The 22,947-nt window shown below is 52.4% G+C and carries 23 protein-coding genes and 3 pseudogenes; 14 read left to right on the forward strand and 12 right to left on the reverse strand.

The window, feature by feature from the left end; genetic code table 11:
- Window positions 1-361: 361 nt before the first annotated feature.
- The 3 genes from FBY01_RS13550 to FBY01_RS13560 all read right to left on the reverse strand — a co-directional run bounded on the left by FBY01_RS13550 (window position 362) and on the right by FBY01_RS13560 (window position 4,715).
- Complete coding sequence (locus FBY01_RS13550; protein WP_145307970.1) at window positions 362-1,780, reverse strand: IS1182-like element ISPfl3 family transposase; 1,419 nt, start codon at window positions 1,778-1,780, stop codon at window positions 362-364.
- Between the two features lie 117 nt (window positions 1,781-1,897).
- A complete protein-coding gene (locus tag FBY01_RS13555; protein ID WP_145307967.1) occupies window positions 1,898-3,418 on the reverse strand; it encodes an amino acid racemase in 1,521 nt (506 codons plus the stop codon).
- Window positions 3,419-3,428: 10 nt separating this feature from the next.
- Window positions 3,429-4,715, reverse strand: coding sequence for a dicarboxylate/amino acid:cation symporter (locus tag FBY01_RS13560; protein WP_145307965.1), 1,287 nt, complete (start codon window positions 4,713-4,715; stop codon window positions 3,429-3,431).
- A gap of 228 nt (window positions 4,716-4,943) precedes the next feature.
- On the opposite strand from FBY01_RS13560, the gene FBY01_RS13565 reads away from it, so the two are divergent.
- Window positions 4,944-5,873 carry a LysR substrate-binding domain-containing protein gene (locus FBY01_RS13565; protein ID WP_145307963.1) on the forward strand — a complete coding sequence of 310 codons (930 nt, stop codon included), beginning with the start codon at window positions 4,944-4,946 and terminating at the stop codon, window positions 5,871-5,873.
- 295 nt (window positions 5,874-6,168) lie between these two features.
- On the opposite strand, the gene FBY01_RS13570 is transcribed toward FBY01_RS13565, so the two are convergent.
- The gene (locus FBY01_RS13570) at window positions 6,169-7,068 is read right to left on the reverse strand and encodes an SDR family NAD(P)-dependent oxidoreductase (protein ID WP_178113246.1); all 900 of its coding nucleotides are present in this window, start codon (window positions 7,066-7,068) and stop codon (window positions 6,169-6,171) included.
- Between the two features lie 197 nt (window positions 7,069-7,265).
- Window positions 7,266-8,114 carry an NAD(P)H-binding protein gene (locus tag FBY01_RS13575; protein ID WP_145307959.1) on the reverse strand — a complete coding sequence of 283 codons (849 nt, stop codon included), beginning with the start codon at window positions 8,112-8,114 and terminating at the stop codon, window positions 7,266-7,268.
- A 131-nt stretch (window positions 8,115-8,245) separates the two neighbouring features.
- Here FBY01_RS13575 and FBY01_RS13580 point away from each other — a divergent pair, with 131 nt between their 5' ends.
- The 3 genes from FBY01_RS13580 to FBY01_RS13590 all read left to right on the forward strand — a co-directional run bounded on the left by FBY01_RS13580 (window position 8,246) and on the right by FBY01_RS13590 (window position 10,770).
- Window positions 8,246-8,635 carry a helix-turn-helix domain-containing protein gene (locus tag FBY01_RS13580; protein WP_145307957.1) on the forward strand — a complete coding sequence of 130 codons (390 nt, stop codon included), beginning with the start codon at window positions 8,246-8,248 and terminating at the stop codon, window positions 8,633-8,635.
- 360 nt (window positions 8,636-8,995) lie between these two features.
- A complete protein-coding gene (locus FBY01_RS13585; RefSeq protein ID WP_145307955.1) occupies window positions 8,996-9,865 on the forward strand; it encodes an oxaloacetate decarboxylase in 870 nt (289 codons plus the stop codon).
- Window positions 9,866-10,248: 383 nt separating this feature from the next.
- Window positions 10,249-10,770 (forward strand): cupin, encoded by a 522-nt coding sequence (locus FBY01_RS13590; protein WP_145307953.1) that lies wholly within the window; start codon window positions 10,249-10,251, stop codon window positions 10,768-10,770.
- A gap of 114 nt (window positions 10,771-10,884) precedes the next feature.
- On the opposite strand, the gene FBY01_RS13595 is transcribed toward FBY01_RS13590, so the two are convergent.
- Window positions 10,885-11,265, reverse strand: a complete 381-nt coding sequence (locus tag FBY01_RS13595; protein WP_145307951.1) for a helix-turn-helix domain-containing protein — start codon at window positions 11,263-11,265, stop codon at window positions 10,885-10,887.
- A 96-nt stretch (window positions 11,266-11,361) separates the two neighbouring features.
- On the opposite strand from FBY01_RS13595, the gene FBY01_RS13600 reads away from it, so the two are divergent.
- The 3 genes from FBY01_RS13600 (at window position 11,362) to FBY01_RS13610 (ending at window position 13,036) form a co-directional block, all read left to right on the forward strand.
- A complete protein-coding gene (locus FBY01_RS13600) occupies window positions 11,362-11,769 on the forward strand; it encodes a DoxX family protein (RefSeq protein ID WP_145307949.1) in 408 nt (135 codons plus the stop codon).
- A gap of 12 nt (window positions 11,770-11,781) precedes the next feature.
- Window positions 11,782-12,525 carry an SDR family NAD(P)-dependent oxidoreductase gene (locus FBY01_RS13605; RefSeq protein WP_145307947.1) on the forward strand — a complete coding sequence of 248 codons (744 nt, stop codon included), beginning with the start codon at window positions 11,782-11,784 and terminating at the stop codon, window positions 12,523-12,525.
- Between the two features lie 145 nt (window positions 12,526-12,670).
- Window positions 12,671-13,036, forward strand: a complete 366-nt coding sequence (locus FBY01_RS13610; protein ID WP_145307945.1) for a histone-like nucleoid-structuring protein, MvaT/MvaU family — start codon at window positions 12,671-12,673, stop codon at window positions 13,034-13,036.
- 231 nt (window positions 13,037-13,267) lie between these two features.
- Here FBY01_RS13610 and FBY01_RS13615 read toward each other — a convergent pair whose 3' ends face one another.
- Together FBY01_RS13615 and FBY01_RS13620 are read right to left on the reverse strand one after the other, a co-directional pair.
- Window positions 13,268-14,371, reverse strand: coding sequence for a GlxA family transcriptional regulator (locus FBY01_RS13615; protein WP_145307943.1), 1,104 nt, complete (start codon window positions 14,369-14,371; stop codon window positions 13,268-13,270).
- Window positions 14,372-14,466: 95 nt separating this feature from the next.
- Entirely contained in the window at window positions 14,467-15,132 is a 666-nt protein-coding gene (locus tag FBY01_RS13620; RefSeq protein ID WP_256664413.1) for an MFS transporter, read from the reverse strand.
- Between FBY01_RS13620 and FBY01_RS13625 the strand changes: the two are divergent.
- The 3 genes and pseudogenes from FBY01_RS13625 to FBY01_RS13635 all read left to right on the forward strand — a co-directional run.
- A pseudogene (locus FBY01_RS13625) lies at window positions 15,031-15,543 on the forward strand (IS21 family transposase); the annotation flags it as partial. The gene FBY01_RS13620 and the pseudogene FBY01_RS13625 overlap by 102 nt on opposite strands.
- Window positions 15,536-15,679 (forward strand): hypothetical protein, encoded by a 144-nt coding sequence (locus tag FBY01_RS13630; RefSeq protein ID WP_372241865.1) that lies wholly within the window; start codon window positions 15,536-15,538, stop codon window positions 15,677-15,679. The pseudogene FBY01_RS13625 and the gene FBY01_RS13630, both read left to right, overlap by 8 nt.
- Window positions 15,648-16,042 (forward strand): annotated as a pseudogene (locus FBY01_RS13635) (DUF4113 domain-containing protein); the annotation flags it as partial. The gene FBY01_RS13630 and the pseudogene FBY01_RS13635, both read left to right, overlap by 32 nt.
- Window positions 16,043-16,061: 19 nt before the next feature.
- Here the strand turns inward: FBY01_RS13635 and FBY01_RS13640 are convergent.
- On the reverse strand, window positions 16,062-16,940 hold the full coding sequence (locus FBY01_RS13640) for a patatin-like phospholipase family protein (protein ID WP_145307941.1): 879 nt from the start codon (window positions 16,938-16,940) through the stop codon (window positions 16,062-16,064).
- Window positions 16,941-17,138: 198 nt separating this feature from the next.
- Between FBY01_RS13640 and FBY01_RS31840 the strand changes: the two are divergent.
- The 4 genes and pseudogenes from FBY01_RS31840 to FBY01_RS13655 form a co-directional block, all read left to right on the forward strand.
- Window positions 17,139-17,294 (forward strand): annotated as a pseudogene (locus FBY01_RS31840) (TetR/AcrR family transcriptional regulator); the annotation flags it as partial.
- A gap of 42 nt (window positions 17,295-17,336) precedes the next feature.
- Entirely contained in the window at window positions 17,337-17,750 is a 414-nt protein-coding gene (locus FBY01_RS13645; RefSeq protein ID WP_256664418.1) for a TetR family transcriptional regulator C-terminal domain-containing protein, read from the forward strand.
- Window positions 17,751-17,771: 21 nt separating this feature from the next.
- Window positions 17,772-18,449, forward strand: a complete 678-nt coding sequence (locus FBY01_RS13650; RefSeq protein WP_145307937.1) for a glutathione S-transferase family protein — start codon at window positions 17,772-17,774, stop codon at window positions 18,447-18,449.
- 12 nt (window positions 18,450-18,461) lie between these two features.
- Window positions 18,462-19,160 carry a glutathione S-transferase N-terminal domain-containing protein gene (locus FBY01_RS13655; RefSeq protein WP_145307935.1) on the forward strand — a complete coding sequence of 233 codons (699 nt, stop codon included), beginning with the start codon at window positions 18,462-18,464 and terminating at the stop codon, window positions 19,158-19,160.
- A gap of 395 nt (window positions 19,161-19,555) precedes the next feature.
- Here the strand turns inward: FBY01_RS13655 and FBY01_RS13660 are convergent, their stop codons facing one another.
- The 3 genes from FBY01_RS13660 to FBY01_RS13670 all read right to left on the reverse strand — a co-directional run bounded on the left by FBY01_RS13660 (window position 19,556) and on the right by FBY01_RS13670 (window position 22,889).
- On the reverse strand, window positions 19,556-21,127 hold the full coding sequence (locus FBY01_RS13660; protein WP_145307933.1) for a sensor domain-containing diguanylate cyclase: 1,572 nt from the start codon (window positions 21,125-21,127) through the stop codon (window positions 19,556-19,558).
- A 322-nt stretch (window positions 21,128-21,449) separates the two neighbouring features.
- Window positions 21,450-22,316: a DMT family transporter gene (locus FBY01_RS13665; RefSeq protein WP_145307931.1), complete on the reverse strand. Its 867-nt coding sequence runs from the start codon at window positions 22,314-22,316 to the stop codon at window positions 21,450-21,452.
- 174 nt (window positions 22,317-22,490) lie between these two features.
- Window positions 22,491-22,889, reverse strand: a complete 399-nt coding sequence (locus FBY01_RS13670; protein WP_145307929.1) for a DoxX family protein — start codon at window positions 22,887-22,889, stop codon at window positions 22,491-22,493.
- Window positions 22,890-22,947: the final 58 nt, after the last annotated feature.

Below are 22,947 nucleotides of genomic sequence, written 5' to 3' on the forward strand. Positions count from 1 at the left end.
TTCCCTTTACCTAATCGAAGAGTACGTAGGTACCACTGGTTGCATCGTACTCAGTAAGAGCTCGTGAGCTCCTGATCGCACGGGTGAGTTGTTGGAGCGTGAGCAGCCATGAGAACGGCGCTCTTTCAAAAGGTGCGAAGTGAATTTTTTGTGTTCACTGATACAAGATCGGTATGGTCACTCCGGTGTCATGAGCACTGCGAGCGTCATATTCCGCGCGATCTTTGAGTCTTGGCTGACTAAGTGATCTTGTTTTGAGTAAAAAAGGCCCGAGACAGACTGTGTGAAAACACACTGACAGGCCTTAGACCAAACGCCCCGACTTGTTCGGGGCGTTTGTTTTTGTGCTGAAAAAGGCTCTTCAGCCCATCAGTTGCATCATTTTCTTGGCTCCCAGGACACTGATCGCCCGCTTGAAGTTGTAAGCGGTCACCGCCAGGGCCATTTCAGCTCTCGTCCCTTCAAGTTGCCGTAGCAAGAACCGCCCGTTCCCAAATAGCCATTGTTTGAGATTGCCAAACGGGTGCTCCACGATGGATCTGCGTCGCGCCATCATCTCTGGATGCAGTTGCATCCGCTGCGCCATACGCTCAAAGGCTTCCTCCTGTGCGTGACGTGAGACATAGCGGCGCTGAGCCGTTGTACATTGGGCTTTCAGCGCACATCCAGTGCAGTCGCTGACTGCCGCCTGGTAGATCCGGTCGCCTTTGTAGCGCTGCTTCAGGGTTAGCCATTGACCTGCCGGGCACTGGTATCGATCCTGTTCAGCGTCATAGGTAAAGTCCTGGCGCTCGAATAATGTCTCTCCGCCTGGGTTCGAAGTTCGGTTTGGCGGCACGTACACGGTAATGGAGGCCTCCTCGCACGCCTGGAATTGCTGGCCATTTGAGTAGCCCATATCGGCTGTCACGGTCAGCGTGTCCTGCCCCAGTTCGGCCTTGGCAGCTTTAGCTATGGGTTCAAGCTGTTTGCGGTCGTCACCATCTTGCGTCACCTCATGGTGCAAAATCAGACAGTGCTCTGCGTCCACGGCTGTTTGCACGTTATAGGCAACACGCGCCCCCTTTGGCGTGCGCATCATTCGGGCATCGCTTTCGTGCGTGTTGAATTGCTCCAGCCCCATCGACTTCATCAAAGCTTGGCAACTACGGTTGTCTTGCTGCTTGGCCTCAAGCTTCGCCAGTGCCGCCTTGATCGCAGTGCGATCGACCACTTGCTCGCCCTCTGCTTTATCAGCGGCATCCAGGTCAGCCAGGTATTGGGCAATCCGCTTATCCAGCTTCTCCTCCTGACGCTTGAGCTGATTCAAATTCAGGTGGCGTCGCGAGGAAGCGACTGCCTGAAACTTACTGCCATCGATCGCAACCAGATCACCCGCAATCAAGCCGACGGATCGGCAGAACTGCACAAAAGCTCGGCACGTCGTAACGAAAGCTACTTTGTTGTTCTTGCGAAAGTCGGCGATGGTCTTGAAGTCGGGTTTAAGCCGGTTGATCAACCACATCACTTCGATGTTGCGTTGGCACTCAGCTTCTAGGCGCCGCGACGAGCGAATGCGCTGAAAATAGCCATAGAGATAGAGCTTGAGCTGATCGGCGGGGTCGTAAGCAGGGCGCCCAGTGGCCTTGGGCTGAGCTTTCTCAAAACCGAGCTGGCCCAGATCGAGCTTGGCGACATATAGGTCGATGACCCGTACGAGGTGATCTTCAGGGATCAGTTCCTCCAGCGAGACCGGGAACAGGCTGGTCTGGCTACGGGACTCTCCTTGTATGTAGGCCATAACGAAAAAATGCTCCGTATCTTTCGATACGGAGCATTTTCTTAAAGGGCCGGACAGATTGCTAGGTTTTCACACAGTCTGGAGAAGGGCCTTTTTATTGATCAGCGGACGTTGATTCTAGAGTTGGTTTTCCATACTCAATAAGACAACTGGCTGACTTGGCTTTTGCGTATTTTCTCGGGCCAGCTCAATGCACTTCAATGCCAAAATGGTCGTCGGGTCGACCAATGCAACCTCATAATTTTTGATCATGTAGGATTCGCTATGCTCTAGTACCAGAGGTAACTCCGTGCAGCCCAGAATGAGCACGTCTGCACCCAGGTCACACAAGTGCTCTGCTGCGATCAAGAGCTGGTCTTTACAAATGCCGTCAGTGAAACCCGCTTTGATTCCGTGGTCTCCATAAATCGACTCCATCACCAAAGCTTGGTATTCCACACCAGGGGTGATGATTTGAAGTCCTGCTCTGCGGGCAGCCTCGTGATAGACCTGACTTTTGATAGTGCCGGACGTTGCTAACAGTCCTACCGTTTTGCCAGCACCGTACCGCTGCACGATAGCCTCAACCGTCTCGGTCAGCATATTCACTATAGGTACACGCAGGTGCGGTTGGATACGCTCTACGAAGGCGTGGGCCGTATTGCACGGAATCGCTATGGCATTGGCTCCAGCGCTTTCCAGTCGCTTGCACGTTGCGTACATCGCCATCGTCGGATCAGTTTCGTCATTCAGCAAGTTGGCTGTGCGATCAGGGATCTGGGGGTTTTGTTCCACCACCATTTTGATGTGCTCTTGATCGCGACCTGCCGGTGTGTGCGCCACAACCTTACCCATGAAGTCGACCGTTGCCGCTGGCCCAACTCCCCCCACTATCCCAAGCTTGAATGGCGGACGGGTCGACTGACCTTTCTCCAAGGTTGCGAAAGTGGCATAAATCTCGTTGATATCCAGGACAGTCAAGCCACGCCGTTGCAGATCACCGCAGACCAACGACAGCTCAGTCATGCCGGGCAGGATGATTGTGGCTCCTTGATCCTGAAGTGATAGGCAGGCCTGATAGACACATTCGAGTGGTACACCGTCAAGGAATCCATCTTTAATTCCATTAACCCCGTACATTGCGTCCATTAACCCAGATTGCTCGCTTTCGTTCGGGTAAACGAGATTGAAATCGGTGCCGAAATAGCGTTCAAACAACCCGGAGTGTCTGACATAGTCGGACGCGATTATGCCCAGTGTTGTGCCAGGTTCAGCGACATGATCCACGTGCTTGCGTAACGCAGCCATCATATCCAGGACTGGTATCCCAATTTCCTCCTGGATCTCCTCCCGAAATGTGTGACTGGCAAAACAAGGCAGTAATACTGCGTTGACGTCGCTTGCCTCAAACGTCTGGCAAACCTGAAAAACATAGAACTTTCTTGAGGTCATGCTGGCGCCCCGATCCAGGGGCATCAGGACGTCCTTGAAGGGATGTTGCTCAAACAGGAAGTGATAGCGGCCTTGATCCTCCAAAACCGCTCGGGATTTCACCAGCTTGTAGAAAAGATCGCCGCCGGCCAGTGATCCAAGTCCGCCGACGATACCTAGTTTGCGAGCAAACGATGAGTTGCTGGACGGCTTCGATTTACCTTTCATGTCTATGCTCTCAAGCGGTGGCTACAGTGGGGGTCGGGAGCGCAGATGTGGTGTCTGGCGCGTCTTCAACCTCTTCATGTGGTTCTGATTTGGCAACCACAGCCGTCGCGATGCTATTGCCAACCACGTTGGTGGCAGTCCTGGCCATATCAAGGAATTGGTCAATGCCAAGGATCAATAAAATGCCGGCTTCGGGGAGGTTGAACATGGGTAGCGTCGCCGCCACTACAACCACCGATGCTCGGGCTACACCTGCCATCCCCTTGCTGGTGATCATCAGCGTCAGCAAGATGAGCAGTTGCTGTGTGAAGCTCAAATCGACGTTGTAGGCCTGAGCGATGAACATGATGGCGAACGCTTGATACATCATTGAACCATCAAGGTTGAATGAGTACCCCAATGGAAGGACAAAGCTGGATACGCGCTTTGGCGCACCGAATTTCTCCAGTGCCTCCATCGTTTTCGGATATGCGGACTCGCTACTGGCGGTGGAAAATGCCAACAGAACAGGTTCGCGGATGAGCTTACCCAGGGCAAACACTGAGCGCCCTAAAAACAGGTAGCCAGCAGCGAACAACACGCACCACAAAATCACGATGCCCAAGTAGAACTCGGCAATCAGCTTTCCGTAATCAACAATCAAGCCGAGGCCTTGAGTGGTGATAGCTGAGGCGATGGCTGCGAAAACGCCGATGGGCGCGAAGGCCATGACGAAGTCCGTGACCTTGAACATCACCTTGGCCAGCTCCTCGATGCCATCGACGATCGTCGTGTAACCCGCTCGCTTCACACCTGCCAAGGCAAACCCGAAGAACAACGAGAACACTACGATTTGCAGGATTTCGTTGTTGGCCATTGCTTCAGCAATGCTGCGTGGAAACACGTGACTGATGAATACTTTGAGGCTGAAGTCCCCAGTGTTCACTACGGGAGTTGCCGCATGCTGGACGACTTCCATGTTCAGCCCTGCGCCAGGTTGGAACAGGTTCACCAGGCCCATGCCGATTGCCAGCGATATCACCGAAGCGGTTACGAACCAGGCCATGGCTCTTAAGCCAATCCGGCCAACGGAGCGGGAGTTACCCATACTCGCGATGCCGCCGACCAAGGTCGCGAACACCAGCGGCGCGATGATCATCTTGATCATGCGTAAAAAGATATCGGTGACCATCGAGAAGTAAGAGGCAATCTCTTTGGCGCTTTGTTCGCTCCCTGCGAAGTGGTGGCACGCCCAACCGACAAGCACGCCTAAGGCGATGCCAATTGCGATTCGACGTGGAAGTTTATTTTTCTTCACGGAGCTTTCCTCAAGTGGTTTTTTTGCTTTTTTTACTTGGCAGGAGTCAAGTGTCGTTCAGTCGAAGCTCTTCGGCCTCGCTTCTACGTTTTCGATTCTAGGGTCGGGTTTGTAGGGGCGTGATGAGTAATCCCGATAGGCTCATGCGTTTTTGGAATAGTTTTCGAGATCGCTGCTTCATACAGGCTGTGGGGCAGTAAACTGCGCATTCGGACATGAGGTGTCGGTATGCAAATCAAATGGCTGGACGATCTTCTGGCGGTCGCGGAGTGGAAGAATTTTTCTCGGGCTGCGGAGATTCGCTGTGTCACCCAGTCGGCGTTGTCGAGACGTATAAAGTCTCTTGAAGAATGGGTAGGTGCTGAACTGGTGGATCGTGGCACCTATCCAGTTCAACTGACCCCTGCTGGGCGCACATTTTGTGAAGAAAGCCGTGAGGCATTAGCAGGGCTCATGAGGTTGCGCTCAAGCCTGCGAGAGGTAGAGCGGATGCCAGGGCGCTCCATTCAAGTGACTGCCGGCCACAGCTTGTCGATGACGTTTCTACCTAAGTGGCTAACCCAGTTTCAGCAGCACAATGAGCAATTTAACGCCCGAGTCGTCGCTGCGAACATTCATGATGCCGTCATAGCTTTGGAGGAGGGGAGCTGCGATCTCATGATCGTCTATCACCATCCCTTGGCACCTATACTTCTAGATCCGGCAAAATTCGGCAGCCTGACGTTGGGACATGACGCCTTCATTCCGTTGTGTGCACCTGATAAGAAAGGGCAACCGCTGTATCGCTTGCCCGGCACGTCAGCCAAAGCAGTTCCACACCTCGCCTATACGGCCACAACGTTCTTAGGTCGCGTTGCTGACATCGTCATCAAAAATGGGCCAAGTGTTAGTGTGCTGGAGCGGTGCTACGAGGCTGACATGGCGATGCTTTTAATGCGAATGGCGATAGAGGGATACGGCGTGGCATGGTTGCCACAAAGCGCCGTTATTGACGAGCTCCAGCGAGGTCAGTTGGTGAAAGCCGGTGGTGATGAGTGGAGTACGCGACTGGAGATACGCTCCTACTGCTCCATAACCAACGAGAACCCTACGATGCGCAGCTTATGGAAAACCCTCGAGGGAGCGTCTCGCGATCTCCATGGCAAAACAATCAATTGATCGAGACCTGAAGGTTCGAACAGCATTCGCCAAGTTTTGTAATGACATCTATGTATTGGACTACCTCGAAGGTTCATCCTCCTTCCTCGACAGTTTTTTCGGCAACTGGACAGTGAGTAGGGGACGTCCTGATGATTGTCGACGGCATTGGTACAGCATCATGTTGTACCCAGCCGCCAGCATCACCAATGCAGTCCCTTCTTTTGGCCTGCGGTTAATGCGGTTCCCGTTCATTTTTTCAGGCGACGAGCATTATCCCCTTAGACCTGTCGAAATTACTTAGCGCCAGAGCTTGTCAGCCTCCATGAACGGCGACGAGCCGCTCTGACAACGACCAGAGCCGCTCGCCAGTCGCATCGTCTCTGGCGGCTCTACTCGGCTCAGCGACTTTGCAGTCGCTAAAATACTGGCCGGTGACAGCAGCAACGTCGGGGTGGGCGGCTAGGTAACATTGCGTTGCCGCGCCCTGCGCAATGGTTTTTGTGAACAGCCGTGCTATTGGCGTGACCGCTCGCATCATCACCCCCAAGTGACGAGACAAATTGGTATCGGCGATGACACCAGGATGTAGCGTATTCACGGTGATTCCGACATTGCTGAGACGGCGTGATAACTCACGGGAGAATAGAATTCGGGCAACATTTGACTGCCCATAAAAAACCCAGGGTTTGTAGTTACGCTCGCCTGAGAGATTGTCGAACTCAATGCCAGCTGTTGTCGCACGGGTGTGCGCACTACTTGCCAGAATCACGATTCGCGCGCCTGCATGCTGCACAACGTTGTCCAAGATGCCTGTGATGAGCATGAAATGCGCAAGATAATTGACGACGAATTGCTTTTCCAACCCATACAGCTGCTCTAACTGGGGCAATGCCATGATGCCGGCGTTAGCGATCACGATGTCCAACCGGTGGCCACTGGCACGGACAGTGGCGATGGCCTGCTTCACGGATGAGAGGTCACTTAGATCGCAGGCCAGCGGTGTGGTGATACCACCGACTTTTGCGCAAGCTTCTTGAGCTGTTTTGAGATTACGCGCCGCCGCGATGACGTGTGCGCCATGGCTGGTCATCTGCCGTAACGTCTCGAATCCGAGGCCGGAGTTGCAGCCGGTCAGCAGCACAGTTTTTCCAGTGAGATCAATACCTGTGAGAACTTCGTCCGTAGTGGAGCGGGCGTTGAACGATTTTTTCATTTTTGAATTCCAGAGAGCTAGGACTTTCATTAGGGCTGCACTGTTCCAACACCATCAAGTAAGAGATGGCATGGGTAGCGATAAGTTTTTTGACAATCGAAGGCGGCGGCCGGTAGTGACGATTGTGTTTGTAAGTGCATGTGGCGCGAGTGAACGATCAACAGTTCTATGCGGTGCTCATCGGCATAATTCCGCTTTCACACCAGTTTGGCGGCGAGGACGGCTCCCAGCACTTTCGGCTGTTGGTGGGAAAGTCGCTCGACATCACCTGTAACGATGTCGAACTTGCCCTTGATAAAGCCGGTTTTGATGTCCGTCATGGCATCGAGAATCATCTCAGGAAGGCCTGCACTAGCCAGCCCGGCACGGAGTTGCTCCACCGTGATGTAGATGTAGTTAATCGGTTTTTCTACAATCGCTGAGACGATGGCAGCCCGATCGGGCCCGGTGACGGCAGCCGGGCCGGTTAGGTTGTAGATTGCCCCGGCATGCCCTTCGCCAAGTAACGCACCAGCGGCAGCGCCAGCGACATCGTCACGGGACACGAAGGCTACACGCTCGTCACCCAAACCGGCCAGCACGCCGCTGTTTAATGACATTTTGATCTCGTCCGCCATCGACTCTGCGTAGTAATTCATACGTAAGATCGTCCACCGCGAGACCGTCTTAATGAGCTCTTGTTCACCAACCCAATATGCTTCCCCCAGTGAAGGAGCTATTTCCTCATAGGTGCCCACTGCAGACATCAAAAAGACGTGGCTAACTCCGGCGTGCTTGGCTGCATTGATGGCGGCTCTAAGTTGAGAGCCGCGCACACCTGGCGCAAGATCTGCGCTCGGGATGATCAATAAGCGGTCGAGGCCTTCGTATGCTTTTTTAAGCGAATCTGGACTGTTGTAGTCACCGAATCGACCTTCGAGAGGGGCAACAACATTCTGTGGAGACCGTGAGATACCTACGAATCGATGTTCTTCAGCGTGCTCGACAAGCAACGACGATACTTTTTGGCCGAGTTGACCACTTGCGCCACTGATTCCAATTTCCATGAGGTAACCTTTTAATCGTTAGGAACAAAATGTTCTTGTGAATGTGCGCGCGCTCATCTAGGTTCGCAAGAATGAACAGTTAAGTTCGTAGCGCACATCCGTGTTCCTAAGGTGCAAGGTGGGTCGTAGTTATGACATGTACTCAGAAGGTAGAACTGGCATCACCAAGCGGCGCGGACGATGATCATGCGCGGTGCAAAGCATTGGGCAGGGTATTGGATCGGATTGGGGATAAGTGGACGATTATGGTGGTCGGCGCGCTGTCTAATGGGCCAGTTCGTTTCAATGCCCTGCTGCGCTTGGTGGGAGGTGTCTCGCACAGAATGTTGACGTTGACGTTGCGCGGTCTTGAGCAAGACGGCTTGGTAAAGCGTACGGTCTATCCGACGGTTCCACCCAAAGTTGAATATCAGCTTACTGACGTTGGTCGCTCCCTCATCGAGCCATTGAGCGTACTTTGCTCTTGGGCAGAGACAAACCTTCCGGCCATAGAAGGTTCACGCAACAAGAGTGAGGATTGAAGGCCAAAGTGAGAGCGATGTGATAGGGATCGATTTGGGATGAGCAGGCGGGGCGAACAGTTCCTCACTACACTTATACAGCTACGATTTTTTTAAGTCGTGTTACCGACATCGTCATCCACACCCTACAACGCGCAGCTTGTGGAAAAAAACTCGAAGGAGCCTCTCGCGATATCCATGGAAAACAGTCAGTTGGTCGAATCTTCCAAGCTAAAAAAGCATTCCTCAAGTATGTGATGACGTCTGCGCATCGGGTCATTCTGAAACGTCATCACCCCTGTTTTTTTGCATGATAGTCTCGCCGCACTTTTGAGTTGGCACTCATCGTTCGCACGATGACGGCCACAGTGAGGATAGATTATGTCCAGAGTTTACCACCAAACATTGCGCCGTTCGTTTCGCGACCTGCTGGCTTCCAGTGAGTGTTTTCAGACGGCTTCAGTCTTTGATCCGATGTCAGCACGTATTGCCGCCGATCTCGGATTTGAAGTGGGTATTCTGGGTGGGTCAGTTGCATCTCTACAGGTTCTAGCTGCACCAGACTTCGCGCTGATTACCCTGTCTGAATTTGTCGAACAAGCGACCAGAATTGGTCGTGTGGCGCAATTGCCCGTCATCGCTGACGCCGATCACGGTTACGGAAATGCACTCAATGTCATGCGAACCGTCCAGGAGTTGGAGCGGGCAGGAGTAGCGGCGCTTACAATTGAAGACACTCTCCTTCCGGCTCAATTCGGATGTAAATCAACAGACCTCATTAGCATTGATGAAGGGGTAGGGAAAGTACGGGCTGCACTGGAAGCGCGCGTCGACTCGGAACTTTCGATTATTGCTCGAACCAACGCATCAGCTTTATCTGTGCATGAGATCGTTCACCGTACGCGCGCTTATCAACAAGCCGGCGCGGACGGAATTTGTATCGTTGGCGTACAAGACGTTGCCCACCTTGAACAGATCGTGGAGCACGTCTCTATTCCAATAATGTTGGTCACCTACGGAAACCCAAGACTCAAAGATAACGAACGGCTAGCGAAGCTAGGAGTGCGGATCATCGTTGCAGGTCATAGCGCATATTTCGCGTCTATCAAGGCGACCTATGACTGCCTTCGTGAACAACGACAGCTCACCCGCAGCACATCAAACTTAAGCGCTACCGAGCTGGCCTATACCTACACGTTGCCGGAAACATATTTGAATTGGGCTAAGGATTTCATGGACGTTCAGGAGTGATGAAAATCTCCTGATCAGCTCCCGCTGCTCTGTCTACAAGTTTCCTCCTGTTTGAATCCGCAAGCATGATTTGCGTGCCGAGAAGAGCTTTCGCACTCATGCGGTTTGGTCACCCTCGGTTGCGTATTCAGCAGTTTGCTTCCGGAGCGATCCGGGAGCTTTTTTCTTCTCAAATAGCGCTCGAAGCCCTAAGTATTTTCGTCTGCTCATTAGCTCTGAGCATGGGGGAGCGAAGTTTCTTTCGAGCCAGAAGAAGCGAAATAAGCGCTTATAGCCAGTAGTTGTCTGTCTTAAAGAGTAGCCATCGTTTGTGAATTCACTGATGGGTACAATCGATTGGTTTTAGCTGTCAGCGAGCGTTGTTACGCGCCGGAGATCTTCCAATGTTCGGGTCACAATCTGGGGCCGTTTCTATGCAAATCCTGATGCTTGAGCACAATGGCTGGGTTCCCAATAACCCACGCCTACCTGTACTCATATACCTCAACGCGATTGTAAGTCGGCGTATCGATTTGGCTTCACTGTTCGAGGAAACCTTCAGAGCTAATGGCTGGCTGCCCCAATGGCGTGACGGGGTATGCGGCCACCACCATTACCATACTGAAGGGCACGAGGTGCTTGGCATCGCCAATGGCCACGCTCGATTGATGCTGGGCGGCCCTGATGGCTTTGTAGTTCAGGTCAGGGCAGGTGATGCATTGTTGCTACCCGCCGGCACAGGTCACTGCAACTTGGACTCCAGCAACGACTTTCTGGTGGTCGGCGCTTACCCGCCGGGACAGCGCGCAGACATATGTCGTGAGGCACCAGACAAGTCGCAACTGGCGAGCATCGACATGTTGCCGTTTCCAGATCAAGACCCGGTGCAAGGCGTACATGGCGCCTTACGTAAATATTGGAAGTAGTACGTTCCCTGTCGAGGCGGATTGAGCAGGGCAGGTAACGCAGCCATTGGCCGCGATTAGCGCACACCTGCTTCAAAGCGATTCGAAGGCCAATCGGGCGGTAACACTTAAGGCTCAAACGCTTTTAGGTTTACGACCGCGTGAGCTTGGCTTCACCGGCACGCTGTTTCCATACTCACTCCACCATAACGCGAGTGCCTCCATCGTTGGCCCGAGCGCACGGGCCTTTGCCGTCATCTCATATTCGACGCGTGGGGGGACTTCTGCGAAGACTGTTCGCGATACCAGGCCATCGTTTTCAAGTTCACGAAGTTGTGCTGTCAGCATGTGCTGAGTGATGCCGCTGATCGCCTTACGAAGTTCTCCGAAGCGATAGATTCGCTGGTTCAACAACCACATGATTTCCAGCTTCCACTTGCCTGAGAGGAGCGCAAATGCACGGCGCATTTCCTCGTGCATGTTGATCTGATCGCCATCAATAGTCTGGTTTTCCATACTAAGCACCACTTTTTCATCCTACTTGTAGCTTTTCATATTAGACGACATCTTTGACCTAAGTCGACGCATTAAGGCTCTCTTAGGAAAATGCCCATGATTGAAATCTACATTTATTGGATCAGTACGACACTGCTGTCGTTGCTGTATTTGGCCTCGGCGACTCTGTACCTGGCCAAAAGAGAGTGGGTGCGTCAAGCACTCGCTGACCTCGGCTACCCCGCAACTTTAATGCCGCTGCTCATTGCAGTGAAGATCCTGGCGGTGGTCGCCATTCTTCTGCGCCTCAACGTGCCGCTCAGCGATCTTGCCTACGCTGGCATGCTTTATCACCTGCTGCTCTCTGCGTTTGCTCACATCAATGTGCGCAAGCCTAGTGGGGCGTTGCCGGCTGCTATTTGCCTCGTGTTGCTGATCACTTCTTTCGTCACTCAAAACGCCGCTCGTGACGTGCAGTCACCCTACGTGCAAGCACCAGCGGCACATTTAATAACCCCTGAATAACTGGAGATACATATGTCCCGACTCAATGGGAAAGTAGCCATCGTCACTGGAGCCGGTCGTGGTATTGGCCGCGCAACCGCAAAACTTTTTGCAGAAGAAGGCGCGAGGGTAGCCGTTGTTTCACGAACGGCTGAGAATGTTACTGGTGTGGTCGCTGAGATTCAGGCAGCGGGTGGTACTGCGCTCGGAGTAGTCTGCGATATTTCCGATTTGGATCAGGTCAGCGCCGCCGTGGAACAGGTCGTGGCTGAATATGGCCGCATCGATATTCTTGTGAACAATGCATTCGACCCCTCAGTCGTCTCTTCATCGGTTCTCGACCTATCGACCGAAAAGCTGCAACGCAATTTAGATATGGGGCCGATTGCCTATCTACGGACGATGCAAGCCTGCTATCCGCACCTCAAAGCCAGCGGTGAAGGGCGGGTCATAAATTTTGCATCGTTAGCCGGCGTAATCGGCTTGCAAGGTTATGCCCCTTACAACATGGCAAAGGAGGCGGTACGTGCTCTGACCCGCTCGGCGGCAAGGGAATGGGGGGCTGACAACATCACGGTCAACAATGTCCTGCCTGTCGCTGACACATGGGGCGTAGATGCTAATACGCCCGCGCCTACTAACGCACTTGGGCGTTATGGATCACCTGAAGGGGACATTGCGCCGGTTGTGCTGTTCCTCGCCAGCAAGGATGCACAATTCCTGACGGGTTACAGTCTGACACCGGACGGTGGCCAAATCATCGACAGCGCACGCTGACAGTCACCTCAATACGCCACTCTTGGCGGAGGACGAATAAATCAGGCCAGCGAACCTCGACTCGCATACACGTGGCTCCCTTACTCTAAATTCAAATTCCTATTTATGGTGTATCGTTAGGGGACTAACTACACAGAGATCCCCCATGTCCAAGCTCGCAGAATTCCGCCAACTCGAGAAACACCTCGCCGAACAGCTCCAAGCCCTCGAAGCTCTGAAAGGTGATGTCGGCCTGAAGAAAGAAATTGAATTCGAGACCAAGCTACGTGCACTGCTGGGTGAGTACAACTACAGCCTGAAAGACGTAATCAACCTGCTTGATCCACAGGCAGGCCGTCGCGCTCCAGCCGTCGAATCAAAAACTGGCAGCCGTAAGCCCCGCCAGGTGAAAGTCTACAAAAACCCTCACACCGGCGAAGTCGTCGAAACCAAAGGCGGCAATCACAAGACGCTGAAAGATTGGAAAGCGCAGTACGGCTCCGCCACTGTCGAGTCCTGGCTGACCAAGTGATTTGGGTTTGAGTACAAAAGGGCCCTTTTTTATGCAGAGTAGTGCTTCACTGTCCCTCCTGAAATCAAGGGCGAAGATCGGTCACTACCGTGCCTTGAGAAGTAGGCAGCTTTAAACCAGTTAGTTGTTCCATTAGGTGCGACTGTCTGTAGTGGTATTGTTTATGCGTCACACTCCAGAGTTCCGCATTTTGGGAAGGAAATAAGCTTTCGGATCAGCATGATGCAAATCCTAAAGACGGACGCTGGCAAAGGTTGATTCGTCGCGGGCGTCGTTGAGCGTCAACAACGCCCTGGACAATGGTGAAAGCACCAGGGATTGCGGCAACGGAATCATCGCTACGTGTTTCGCGGTGTTGGAGCTAAAGCGCTCTTCGCGTGGCGGAGTACCGTAGTATTCGCGGTAGCACTTGGAAAAGTGCGGCGTGGACACAAAGCCACAGATAGACGCAACTTCGATGATTGACATCGGCGTTTGCTTAAGCAGTTGCCGTGCGCGAACCAGGCGTAGTTTCAAGTAGTACCGCGATGGAGAGCAGTGCAGGTACTTCTGGAACAGGCGCTCGAGTTGACGGCGCGACACCGAAACGTAGACGGCCAGCTCATCCAGATCAATCGGCTCTTCCAGGTTGGCTTCCATCAACGCGACGATTTCCTGCAGCTTCGGCTGGTTGGTGCCGAGCATGTGCTTGAGTGGCACGCGCTGGTGATCTTGCTCGTTGCGGATGCGCTCGTAGACGAACATTTCCGAGATCGCCGCCGACAGTTCACGACCGTGATCGCGACTGATCAGGTGCAGCATCATATCCATTGGCGCGGTGCCGCCGGAGCTGGTGAAGCGGTTGCGGTCGAGGGTGAACAGCCGGGTGCTCATGTTCACTCGCGGGAAGGCTTCCTGCATGGCGGCCAGACATTCCCAGTGCACGCTGCAATCAAAACCGTCGAGCAGACCGGCGCAAGCCAACGCCCAGCTACCAGTGCAGACCGCACCAAGACGACGGTGCTGGCGGGCCTGGCTCTGCAGCCAGGACACGTGTTCGCGAGTGACGGTGCGCTGGATCCCGACACCACCGCAGACGACGATCGCATCCATGGGTGGGGCTTTGTGCATGGAGGCGTCGGGGGTGATCTGCAGGCCGTCACTGGCCCAGACCTGCCCGCCATCGACGGTGAGGGTCGTCCAGCGATACAGCTCGCGACCGGACAACTGGTTGGCCATACGCAGCGGCTCGACCGCCGAGGCCAGGGAAATCAATGTGAAATTGTCCAGCAGCAGAAAGCCGATGGATTGTGGCGCACGGTTCTGGGGTTGGGCCCCGGAGTTGAACGTCGTCATCGCGGTATCTCCTCACACAAAGCGAGTGGCGGCCCTAGGCGCGGGCTCTTTTTATTACCCGTCCAGCAAATGGCGGGCTACTGGTAATGACCCAATTAGGCAGCGCTAGTGGGTACTTGGTTATTCTCTGGCGTCAGTCGAGCGGGATCTCCCAGCCAGACCATCAAGCACGTCCCAACCAAAAGAATTGCTGCCACTGCGAAGAAGGGCATTGAATAGCTATGGGTGGCATTTTTTATTAGGCCAATCACGAAGGGGCCAGTGAAACCGCCGAGGTTGCCGATTGAGACAATCGTTGCAAGGCCTCCAGCAGCGGCGCGACCAGTGAGAAAGGTTGATGGGATTGCCCAGAACGTCGCTTGGAAGGAAAGGATGCTCGCGACAGTTAAACAGAGGCAGGCAATCTTCAATACTGAATGCTCAATCAATGCAGCAGCGACAAGACCCGCAGCAGCCATTGCCAGAGCCCCCACAACATAAGGTAAGCGTAGACGGCTTTGGTTGGCTAGGCGAGCCCATAAAGTCATGGCAATCGCACCCAGCAGATAGGGGAGGGCCACGACCAGTCCTACCATACCGCTGGCGATGCCGAGGCTTTTGATGATTTGCGGGAGCCAGATACCGATACCAACAGAGCCTACGATGCAGCAGAAATTAATCGCCGGTACTCGGTGCCGTGTGAGCGGGTCGGTCAGTGGGTCAGCAGCCGTTTGTATCCCACACGTGTGGTCATCGCCGATGAAACGATGATTGCCAGTCACGAGCGACTGTTTGATCGAGATCAGGTCAGTTTTGACTGGCAGCCCTACATCCCGCTCATCGAACGCAAGCCCGGTGCGCTGCGCAATGGCGCTCCGTTTGCCGATGTGCCGAAGCCGTTGCAACTGCTAAAACGCGGTCTGAGGCGGCACACCAATGGTGATCGAGTCATGACGCAGGTACTGGCGGCTGTTCCCATCGCCGGGCTCGACGCCGTATTGGTGGCTGTGGAGTTGGTACTGGAATCAGGCAGCTTGAGTGCTGACCACATCCTGAATGTCCTGGCTCGACTGACATCGACAGCAGCCCCTCCGTCTGCCGAAACCAGCCTTCAACTCAAGATAGTGCCTGTCGTCAATACGGCACGCTACGACCGGCTCCGTACCACCGATGAGGAGACTCGCAATGCGTGATCTTAAGGCGGAACTCAAAGAACTGCGTCTGCATAGTATGGCCAGCGCCCGGGAAGAACTGGCCTCGCAAGACGAAGCCTCAACGACCTCATTGAAATTGCTGCTTGAGCATTCGCACTGGAATGTTCAATCCTGAAGAAGCAAAGTACGCTAACGGTGTCTTGGTCGAGTTGCCATATCCAACTGACGATGTTCGTTTGATGACAAAGGCTGCGGTGGAAGCGGTGGATCGCGTGTACCGGACTGGTTTCAAGTACAGCAAAGCCGAAGTTCTCCTGGATAACCTTTGTCAGAAAGGCCAGACCTTTTTTCAATCTCTCAACCAGTGGCCACTGAAAAGGTCATGGGCGTGTTGGACGCAATCAATGGCCGATGGGGAAGGGAGACGCTGCGCGTGGCGAGTGTGCCGGCTGACCCGGATTGGGGGATGCGTAGGGAGATGATGAGTCAGAGCTTTACGATGCGGGTGGATCAGCTTTGGACTGTGTACTGCAAATGAGCAGTGACTTGGTAAAGCACTATCCATTCTCCTTGCCTGCATGATGGGTGTGCGCCTGCAGCGAATCCGGAACCCCGATTCGTATCAATCCCCCTCCTTCAATCCACGTTTGGGTCGAATGATACGCGCGCTGCAGCAGTTGATCGGTCTGGCTGAAGTCGAACACCGAGGCGTCCAGTGGGCACAAGGGGGCGACGACATGGATAGAGGCGCGCGGGGAGTATAGTTCAATGTCGCGCACCAATTGGCGCATGCTCATCAGGTTCAGTGTGTGCAGGGCTAGCGCCACGAGCCCTAGGGGCGGTGTCGGGCAAGCACAACCGAAACCGGTGGGTACCACCACGATCCGCGTTGCCCCTAGGGCAACCGCACTGGCAATTGGCGTATTGCTGGCTACGCCGCCGTCGATCAGGAACTTTTTGCCGATTCGCACGGAGGGAAACACCAGCGGAATTGCAGCACTGGCGAGCAACGCCTGTTCAGCATTACCACTGGACAGCAGTTCTTCGGCACCGCTGAGCAGATCGGTGGTGACGATATGCAATGGCAATTCAGTGTCTTCGATCTGCTCGAACGGCAGCGATCGGCGCACGAGGCGCTGTAATGCTGACGCGCGTAGCAGATGTCCGCGTCGATGCAATATCGCCGTGAGCGTGTCGAGTACCGAGAACGGGAACACATCGTCCTTGCGCAAACCTCGCCAGAAGTCCGCTAGCTCGGCCACACCCTGTGCATTCGGCCTGGCGGCGAAGTACGCACCGTTGATGGCGCCGACTGACGCTCCCACCACTAGGTCGAATGTAACCTGCGCCTCGACCAGCGCTTTCAACATGCCAACCTGAACCGCGCCCAGACTGCCGCCACCCGCGAGGACAAGTGCGGTTTTTACCGTGGGCATGGTTTGCCTCCAATGGTTACCTGCTACAGACGTTACAAGCGTAGCTGGTGTGAATGCGCTTCCCCAATCCCAACACTGGCGACATTTAAGCGCCAAACCGGTAGGTGAGTCGTGTAGTCAGGTGCTAGCTTTATTTTGTGTCGGTCGATACAAAACTTGTGTTACCGTCTACGGCAAACCTGCAGAGCACTCCAGTCAATGGCCCGGCCTCGTACATTCGATGAATCAAAGGTTCTAACCTCCATAGTCGAGGCATTTTGGACTCAGGGATACGAGGGCACTTCAACCAGAGACCTTGTCAGGTGCACAGGCCTTAACCAGCCAAGCCTTTACAACGCTTTTGGTGACAAGCGCAGTCTTTATCGTCACGCCCTTGAGCATTATTTGGAATGTGGCGTGCGTGAGCGAATTCGGCGCCTCGAGGAGTTGCCAGATCCAGGATTGGCCATTACCGGTTTCTTTGCAGAAGTGTTGTATCGCACGCTGAACGATCCGCTGAATCGTGGATGCCTGTTGGTGAACTCTGCCCTCGAAACGAATGCAGAGGATGCAGACTTGCGTCAGGCAGTGTCAGAAGAACTTGAGACCATCCGCAGTTTTTTTGAAAGACGCCTACGTGCCTTCAGCTTGCAACGCGCAGTCGCCACAGGGATCGATGCAAAGCAGGGCGCTCATCACTTGCTCAGCGTATTACTTGGGATTCGCGTGTTGGCACGGATCAACCCGGATCCTGCGTGTGTAACCGACGCTATTGGAATTGCACTCACCAGTCTGGGGCTTCCGCCCTTGGCTCTTTGCGACACTCAATGAAAGCCACTGTACGGAGTCAACATGATCAAGTTCTACTATCACCCGTCTCCCAACCCCGCGAAAGTCGCTCTTTTCCTGGAGGAAGCAGGTCTTGAGTACGAGCTCATCCCTGTCGATACGCGAAAAGGGGAGCAACACGATCCGGCGTTTCTCAAGATCAACCCTAATGGTAAGACACCGGCCTTGGTTGATGGTGATAACGTTGTGTTCGACAGCAACTCCATTCTCATCTATCTGGCAGAGAAAACCGGAAAATTCTTGCCTGCCGACAACCTGAAGGCACGCGGCGAAATGTATTCCTGGCTGATGTTCGTCGCGACAGGCATAGGCCCTTACTCTGGTCAGGCCGTGCACTTCAAACACTACGCACCCGAACCCAAAGACTACGCTGTTACTCGTTACACCTTCGAAGCCTGGCGTCACTGGTCAATCATCAATGATCGCCTGTCCAACCTGCCTTACATGCTCGGAAGTGAGTACACGCTAGTGGACATGGCCGTGTGGGGGTGGGCGCGAGCGGTTCCATTCATATTGGGGGATGACGCTTGGGCAAAGCTCCCGAACGTCAAACGCCTCCTCGACGAAATCAATACGCGACCTGCTGCACAGCGTGCGGAAGCATTGAAGACCCAGCACAGTTACAAGACCGAAATGGATGCTGACGCCCGTAAGGCAATGTTCCCGCAGATTGCTCAGTAAAGGTGCCAGGTCATGATCGATTTGTATTACTGGACTACTCCAAACGGCCACAAGATCACTTTGTTCCTTGAGGAATCGGGTGTGCCTTACCGCATTGTGCCGGTGAACATCGGGAAGGGGGAGCAGTTCACTGCATCGTTTCTGAACATCGCGCCCAATAACCGCATTCCGGCAATAGTCGACCATTCGCCACTCGATGGTGGTCAACCGTTATCGATCTTCGAGTCGGGCGCCATTTTGTTGTACCTGGCAGATAAAACTCATCAGTTCATTCCTGGCGATCTACGAGGGCGCAACGAAACCTTGCAGTGGTTGTTCTGGCAAATGGGTGGGTTGGGGCCGATGGCGGGGCAGAATCATCACTTCGTACAATACGCTCCGGTGCCAATTCCCTATGCGCAGGAGCGCTACATTAACGAGACGGCTCGGCTGTATGGCGTGTTGAACAAGCACTTGGCTGATGGTCGCGGCTATATTGCGGGTGATTACAGTATTGCCGACATGGCCTGTTACCCGTGGATTGTGCCTCACCTGCGGCAGCAGCAAGATCTTGCTAACTTTCCTCATTTGGCACTTTGGTTTGAGCAAGTAGGTGATCGACCAGCCACGAAGCGGGCTTATGCTCTTGCAGAGCAAATCAACACCGCACCGGTAGTCGACGAGAAAACCCGAAAGCTGCTGTTCAATCAGGATGCGAGCACCGTCCGATAAACAGATGCACCGCATGCTGTAATGGCGTGCGGCCCGCCTCATCATGTTTCTTCAGGCTCATGGGTAATCGCCGTTATATGAGAGAGCTAGAGTCCAGTTTATGAGCAGATCCATCGAATTTGCATAAATGGTTTCGCTGGCGTTCAATTGCCCACTTAGAACCAGGGTAGGCGTCAAGCTGCGATTGACCATGCCTATACGCTCCGCTCATGTTGACCCTACTTCAGGATCCAACAATGACATACATACGGGGCAGTGTCGAATACTCGCACGCCGAAGTAAGTGTTTAAATTCCCCTTTGTGAATTATTCGTGCGTGACGAGGCAGATGTTGATGATATATATTTTGATGGAAATGTGTGTCGTGTATTATTGAAGATGTTAGTTAGATATCTTTTAGGCTTCGACTCGATTTCTTCCATTGTGTTTGGCCTTGTAAAGCATCTCGTCCGCGATTTTTAGCACCCCTTTGATGTCTCCAGTGTCACGGTTCCAGTATGCAACACCTAGAGAGATAGTGATGTGGCCTACTATTTCGAATTTCATTTGCTCGACTTCTTTTCGGAGACGTTTAGCAAACTCCTCAGCAGATTTTAAACTTAGGCTAGGTAGCAATATTAGAAATTCTTCCCCGCCAACTCGACAGACTATGTCATCATCACGCGAAAGGATTTTAATTTTTTTTGCTAGATTAGATAGAACCTTGTCGCCGGCGTCGTGGCCGTAAGTGTCATTGACGGATTTGAAGTGATCGATGTCCAAAGACACTATGGCGAAGTTTTCGTTCTCTGATTGCATGATGCCTAGGGCCATGTCTAGTCCGCGTCGGTTATGGAGGCCAGTTAACGGATCACTTTTGACATCCAAAAGCAGTTTGTTTATTTTATAATGAACTCGTTTAAAGCTGGATAGCAGTGCTCGTTTTATTTCATTGGATTCAAAATACCAGGAGCGAATTTTCTGGATGCGATCTGCGGAAGCGGGTCGATCCATGTGCTGGGCGCTGTCAGCAAGTTCTCGTAATGGTAGTGTGATTTTTTTAGTGAACCACCATATTAATAATAGAGTTAAAAATGTTAAAGGTAACGTGTTAAGTAGAACGTTGATCATTAACCCATTGAGTGGTGCTAGAGTGGCTTGAGTCGGTCTCTGTGTGACGACTCCCCAGCCGGTACTCGATACTATGGCATATCCGGCCAACATATCGATACCTGTGCTATTAATAAGCCGCATACGCCCGCTCTCGCCGCGAGCTATCGCATCAATGGCTAGATTGTTAATAACATTTTTCCCCACTCTTTCAGGGTCTGGGTGATATAAAAGATGTCTGTTTTTATCGACTGCATATAGGTAAGAGCCGTCGCGATAATAGTGTTCGCCAAGTAAATTGTTTAGAATATTTTTTTGCTTGAGGTAGATGGTTCCGCCAATATAACCAAGATATTGCCCTGTGTTGTTAATGACAGGGTTGGAAATAAAAATTAATAGGTTGCCTGCTGCCGAGATATAGGGCGAACTAATCAGCGGACGCCTTTTTTGTATGGCCTCTTTAGCTCCTGGGGACTCAATTATTTTTCCAAAAATATTAAGGGTTTCTGGGGAGGTGGCCAGTACCTTTCCATTCATATCAACAAATACGACGGAGTTGAAACTATCCGTCTGCAAACGCAGGCGATTAGCTTCCATTATCAATGCAGTTGGATTTCTGAAGTTTTTTGCAATATCTTTAGCGCTATAAGCCAGTTGCTGTTGCGCAGATTTTAAGAAGTCATCGATGCTGTCGGCTAATTTTTTGGAGTAGACCCGATTGCTTTCAAGAGTGTTGTCAATTAGCAGTTGATGTTGGACGCCATAGCTAGCATAAAACGTATTGGATTGGAAAGTCATCGCGCTGAGAAGGGCAAGAAGAAATATCAGGCGGCGTAAATTTATACGAAAAAAAGGTGCGGCACTAAATATTGATCTCATTGTGCAAAGTCTACATTTAGAAGGTAGATGACATATTACATCATATATCTATTTCTTTCTGTGTTTTGGTTTACGGAAGAGGCTTCCTTGGAGTTGACGATATAGGACTGAATATCCACGATCTATGGAGGAACATCCCCTTGGATTTACTATGCCACTACGCTTTTCTTGCCGGTTATCGGAAAAATTGGCTAAAGGCTCTTAAAAATATTTTTTTTGTATCGAACGTTTGAATGAAATGCTTAGTGTTATCGTGCCGTCTTTACCTGGGAGAGCGCCGATTGAGCCTTCATACCTCGGAACCAATCAGCGCCGAACTGGTTCATGGTTCGGCAACAGCGCCACCGCCCAATACCATGACTGATACCAACAACAGTCTGAACGAAAGCGGCTCGTTCAAAAAAAGTACGCCTGCGAAGGAAGCAATGATTGGAACGCTTAGCTGAAGAGTGGCGGCGTTTTGGGAACTGATGTGTTTAACAGTGCTGTACCAAAGCGCATAACCACAGCCTGACGCCAACACACCTGAGGCGAGCGCGTACATCACTCCTGACAAACTCATGTTAAGGCCATTTCCAAAAAAAATGACTGGAGCAAGTAATAGCAAAAATGGAAGACACCTTGCGAAATTCCCGGTGTTTTCCGCAAGTGGATTCACAGTAGTCTTACCGAGTAGTGAATAGGCGCCGCACGCCACACCGGAGATTGTCATTAGCACTGCGCTACCGAGGGGCGGAGAACTGCCGCTTGGCAGCAGCAAGAAAAGTACGCCGCGAGATGCCGTCACCATGCCAATTAGCACTATCTTACGAAAACGTTCACCTTTCATCCAGGAGACAATGAACATCGTGATTTGCACCGCGCCAAACAAAATCAATGCTCCCATACCTGCGCCCAATTGGACATAGCCAATGGAGAAAAGATAAGCGTATGTAATGAGTGAAAAGCCTCCCTTCCAGCTTCCCCCGACAGTTACCCTAGGATTGCGTAATCTGATCAATAGCAGCACAAAGAGACCGCCGCTTAGCAGTCGGATTACAGTAAATGACTCAGGGGGAATTTGTCCCCCCACCAAAGCTTGACGGCAAAAAATTGAATTTGCTGCGAAGGCCATCAAGCACAACATCACTTGAAGCACAAAACTTGAGCGGAAGATCCGATCACGAATCGCGTGTGGGTTTGTATTCATTACAAAAAAACCTGATCAATAGAATCGCAATCTCCACGTCTCCGGCGAAATTTGAACTTTTAACTTTGACGGAATAAAATCATCGTCAGGTGTCAGATGTGCGTCACTGGGTCACCAATATATAGATTTTTGACCCAGTTTTTTTCAGTGAATTGCTAGGCTATGGGAAGGTGATTAGCACCTATCCAAGACCAGCCGATCCTCGTCTCGAAAGGCGATCAACAGCAAGCTTCCTGCAAAGATGATAAGTGATGGGTAGAACAACGCATTGGATCCCTCAAAAATCCAACCCCATGGATCTATGACTGATTTCATCACGGCCAGAAGGGATGCGCCGTTGAACAGCACTTGTATGGGGTATACCCAACGGCGAGCGAAGCCAACAATGATCAGCAATCCAATGAGTATTTGAACTACTCCACCAAATTGCAGGATGCTTTCAGTTCCTAAGCCCAAGTAATATTTGTTAGCCACGGCCATGCTGTGCGCTACATTAAAAACCTTATCTGCCCCCCAAATGACCAATAGCCAGCCAAGTGAAACCCTAAGTAATAGCAATGTCCAACTCTTCATTACAGCACCTCAATGTTCGCATTTGGAATTAGTTACTTTCTTCAACGCCATGATGTCG

Origin of the sequence: Pseudomonas sp. SJZ077 (genome assembly GCF_007993905.1) — a bacterium.
GTDB lineage: Bacteria > Pseudomonadota > Gammaproteobacteria > Pseudomonadales > Pseudomonadaceae > Aquipseudomonas > Aquipseudomonas mandelii.

Coding starts and splice junctions, on each gene's coding strand:
- FBY01_RS13550 (WP_145307970.1), bottom strand. CDS start 1,780: ATGGCCTACATACAAGGAGAGTCCCGTAGCCAGACCAGCCTGTTCCCG.
- FBY01_RS13555 (WP_145307967.1), bottom strand. CDS start 3,418: ATGAAAGGTAAATCGAAGCCGTCCAGCAACTCATCGTTTGCTCGCAAA.
- FBY01_RS13565 (WP_145307963.1), top strand. CDS start 4,944: ATGCAAATCAAATGGCTGGACGATCTTCTGGCGGTCGCGGAGTGGAAG.
- FBY01_RS13570 (WP_178113246.1), bottom strand. CDS start 7,068: ATGAAAAAATCGTTCAACGCCCGCTCCACTACGGACGAAGTTCTCACA.
- FBY01_RS13575 (WP_145307959.1), bottom strand. CDS start 8,114: ATGGAAATTGGAATCAGTGGCGCAAGTGGTCAACTCGGCCAAAAAGTA.
- FBY01_RS13580 (WP_145307957.1), top strand. CDS start 8,246: ATGACATGTACTCAGAAGGTAGAACTGGCATCACCAAGCGGCGCGGAC.
- FBY01_RS13585 (WP_145307955.1), top strand. CDS start 8,996: ATGTCCAGAGTTTACCACCAAACATTGCGCCGTTCGTTTCGCGACCTG.
- FBY01_RS13590 (WP_145307953.1), top strand. CDS start 10,249: ATGTTCGGGTCACAATCTGGGGCCGTTTCTATGCAAATCCTGATGCTT.
- FBY01_RS13595 (WP_145307951.1), bottom strand. CDS start 11,265: ATGGAAAACCAGACTATTGATGGCGATCAGATCAACATGCACGAGGAA.
- FBY01_RS13600 (WP_145307949.1), top strand. CDS start 11,362: ATGATTGAAATCTACATTTATTGGATCAGTACGACACTGCTGTCGTTG.
- FBY01_RS13605 (WP_145307947.1), top strand. CDS start 11,782: ATGTCCCGACTCAATGGGAAAGTAGCCATCGTCACTGGAGCCGGTCGT.
- FBY01_RS13610 (WP_145307945.1), top strand. CDS start 12,671: ATGTCCAAGCTCGCAGAATTCCGCCAACTCGAGAAACACCTCGCCGAA.
- FBY01_RS13615 (WP_145307943.1), bottom strand. CDS start 14,371: ATGACGACGTTCAACTCCGGGGCCCAACCCCAGAACCGTGCGCCACAA.
- FBY01_RS13630 (WP_372241865.1), top strand. CDS start 15,536: ATGCGTGATCTTAAGGCGGAACTCAAAGAACTGCGTCTGCATAGTATG.
- FBY01_RS13640 (WP_145307941.1), bottom strand. CDS start 16,940: ATGCCCACGGTAAAAACCGCACTTGTCCTCGCGGGTGGCGGCAGTCTG.
- FBY01_RS13650 (WP_145307937.1), top strand. CDS start 17,772: ATGATCAAGTTCTACTATCACCCGTCTCCCAACCCCGCGAAAGTCGCT.
- FBY01_RS13655 (WP_145307935.1), top strand. CDS start 18,462: ATGATCGATTTGTATTACTGGACTACTCCAAACGGCCACAAGATCACT.
- FBY01_RS13660 (WP_145307933.1), bottom strand. CDS start 21,127: ATGAGATCAATATTTAGTGCCGCACCTTTTTTTCGTATAAATTTACGC.
- FBY01_RS13665 (WP_145307931.1), bottom strand. CDS start 22,316: ATGAATACAAACCCACACGCGATTCGTGATCGGATCTTCCGCTCAAGT.
- FBY01_RS13670 (WP_145307929.1), bottom strand. CDS start 22,889: ATGAAGAGTTGGACATTGCTATTACTTAGGGTTTCACTTGGCTGGCTA.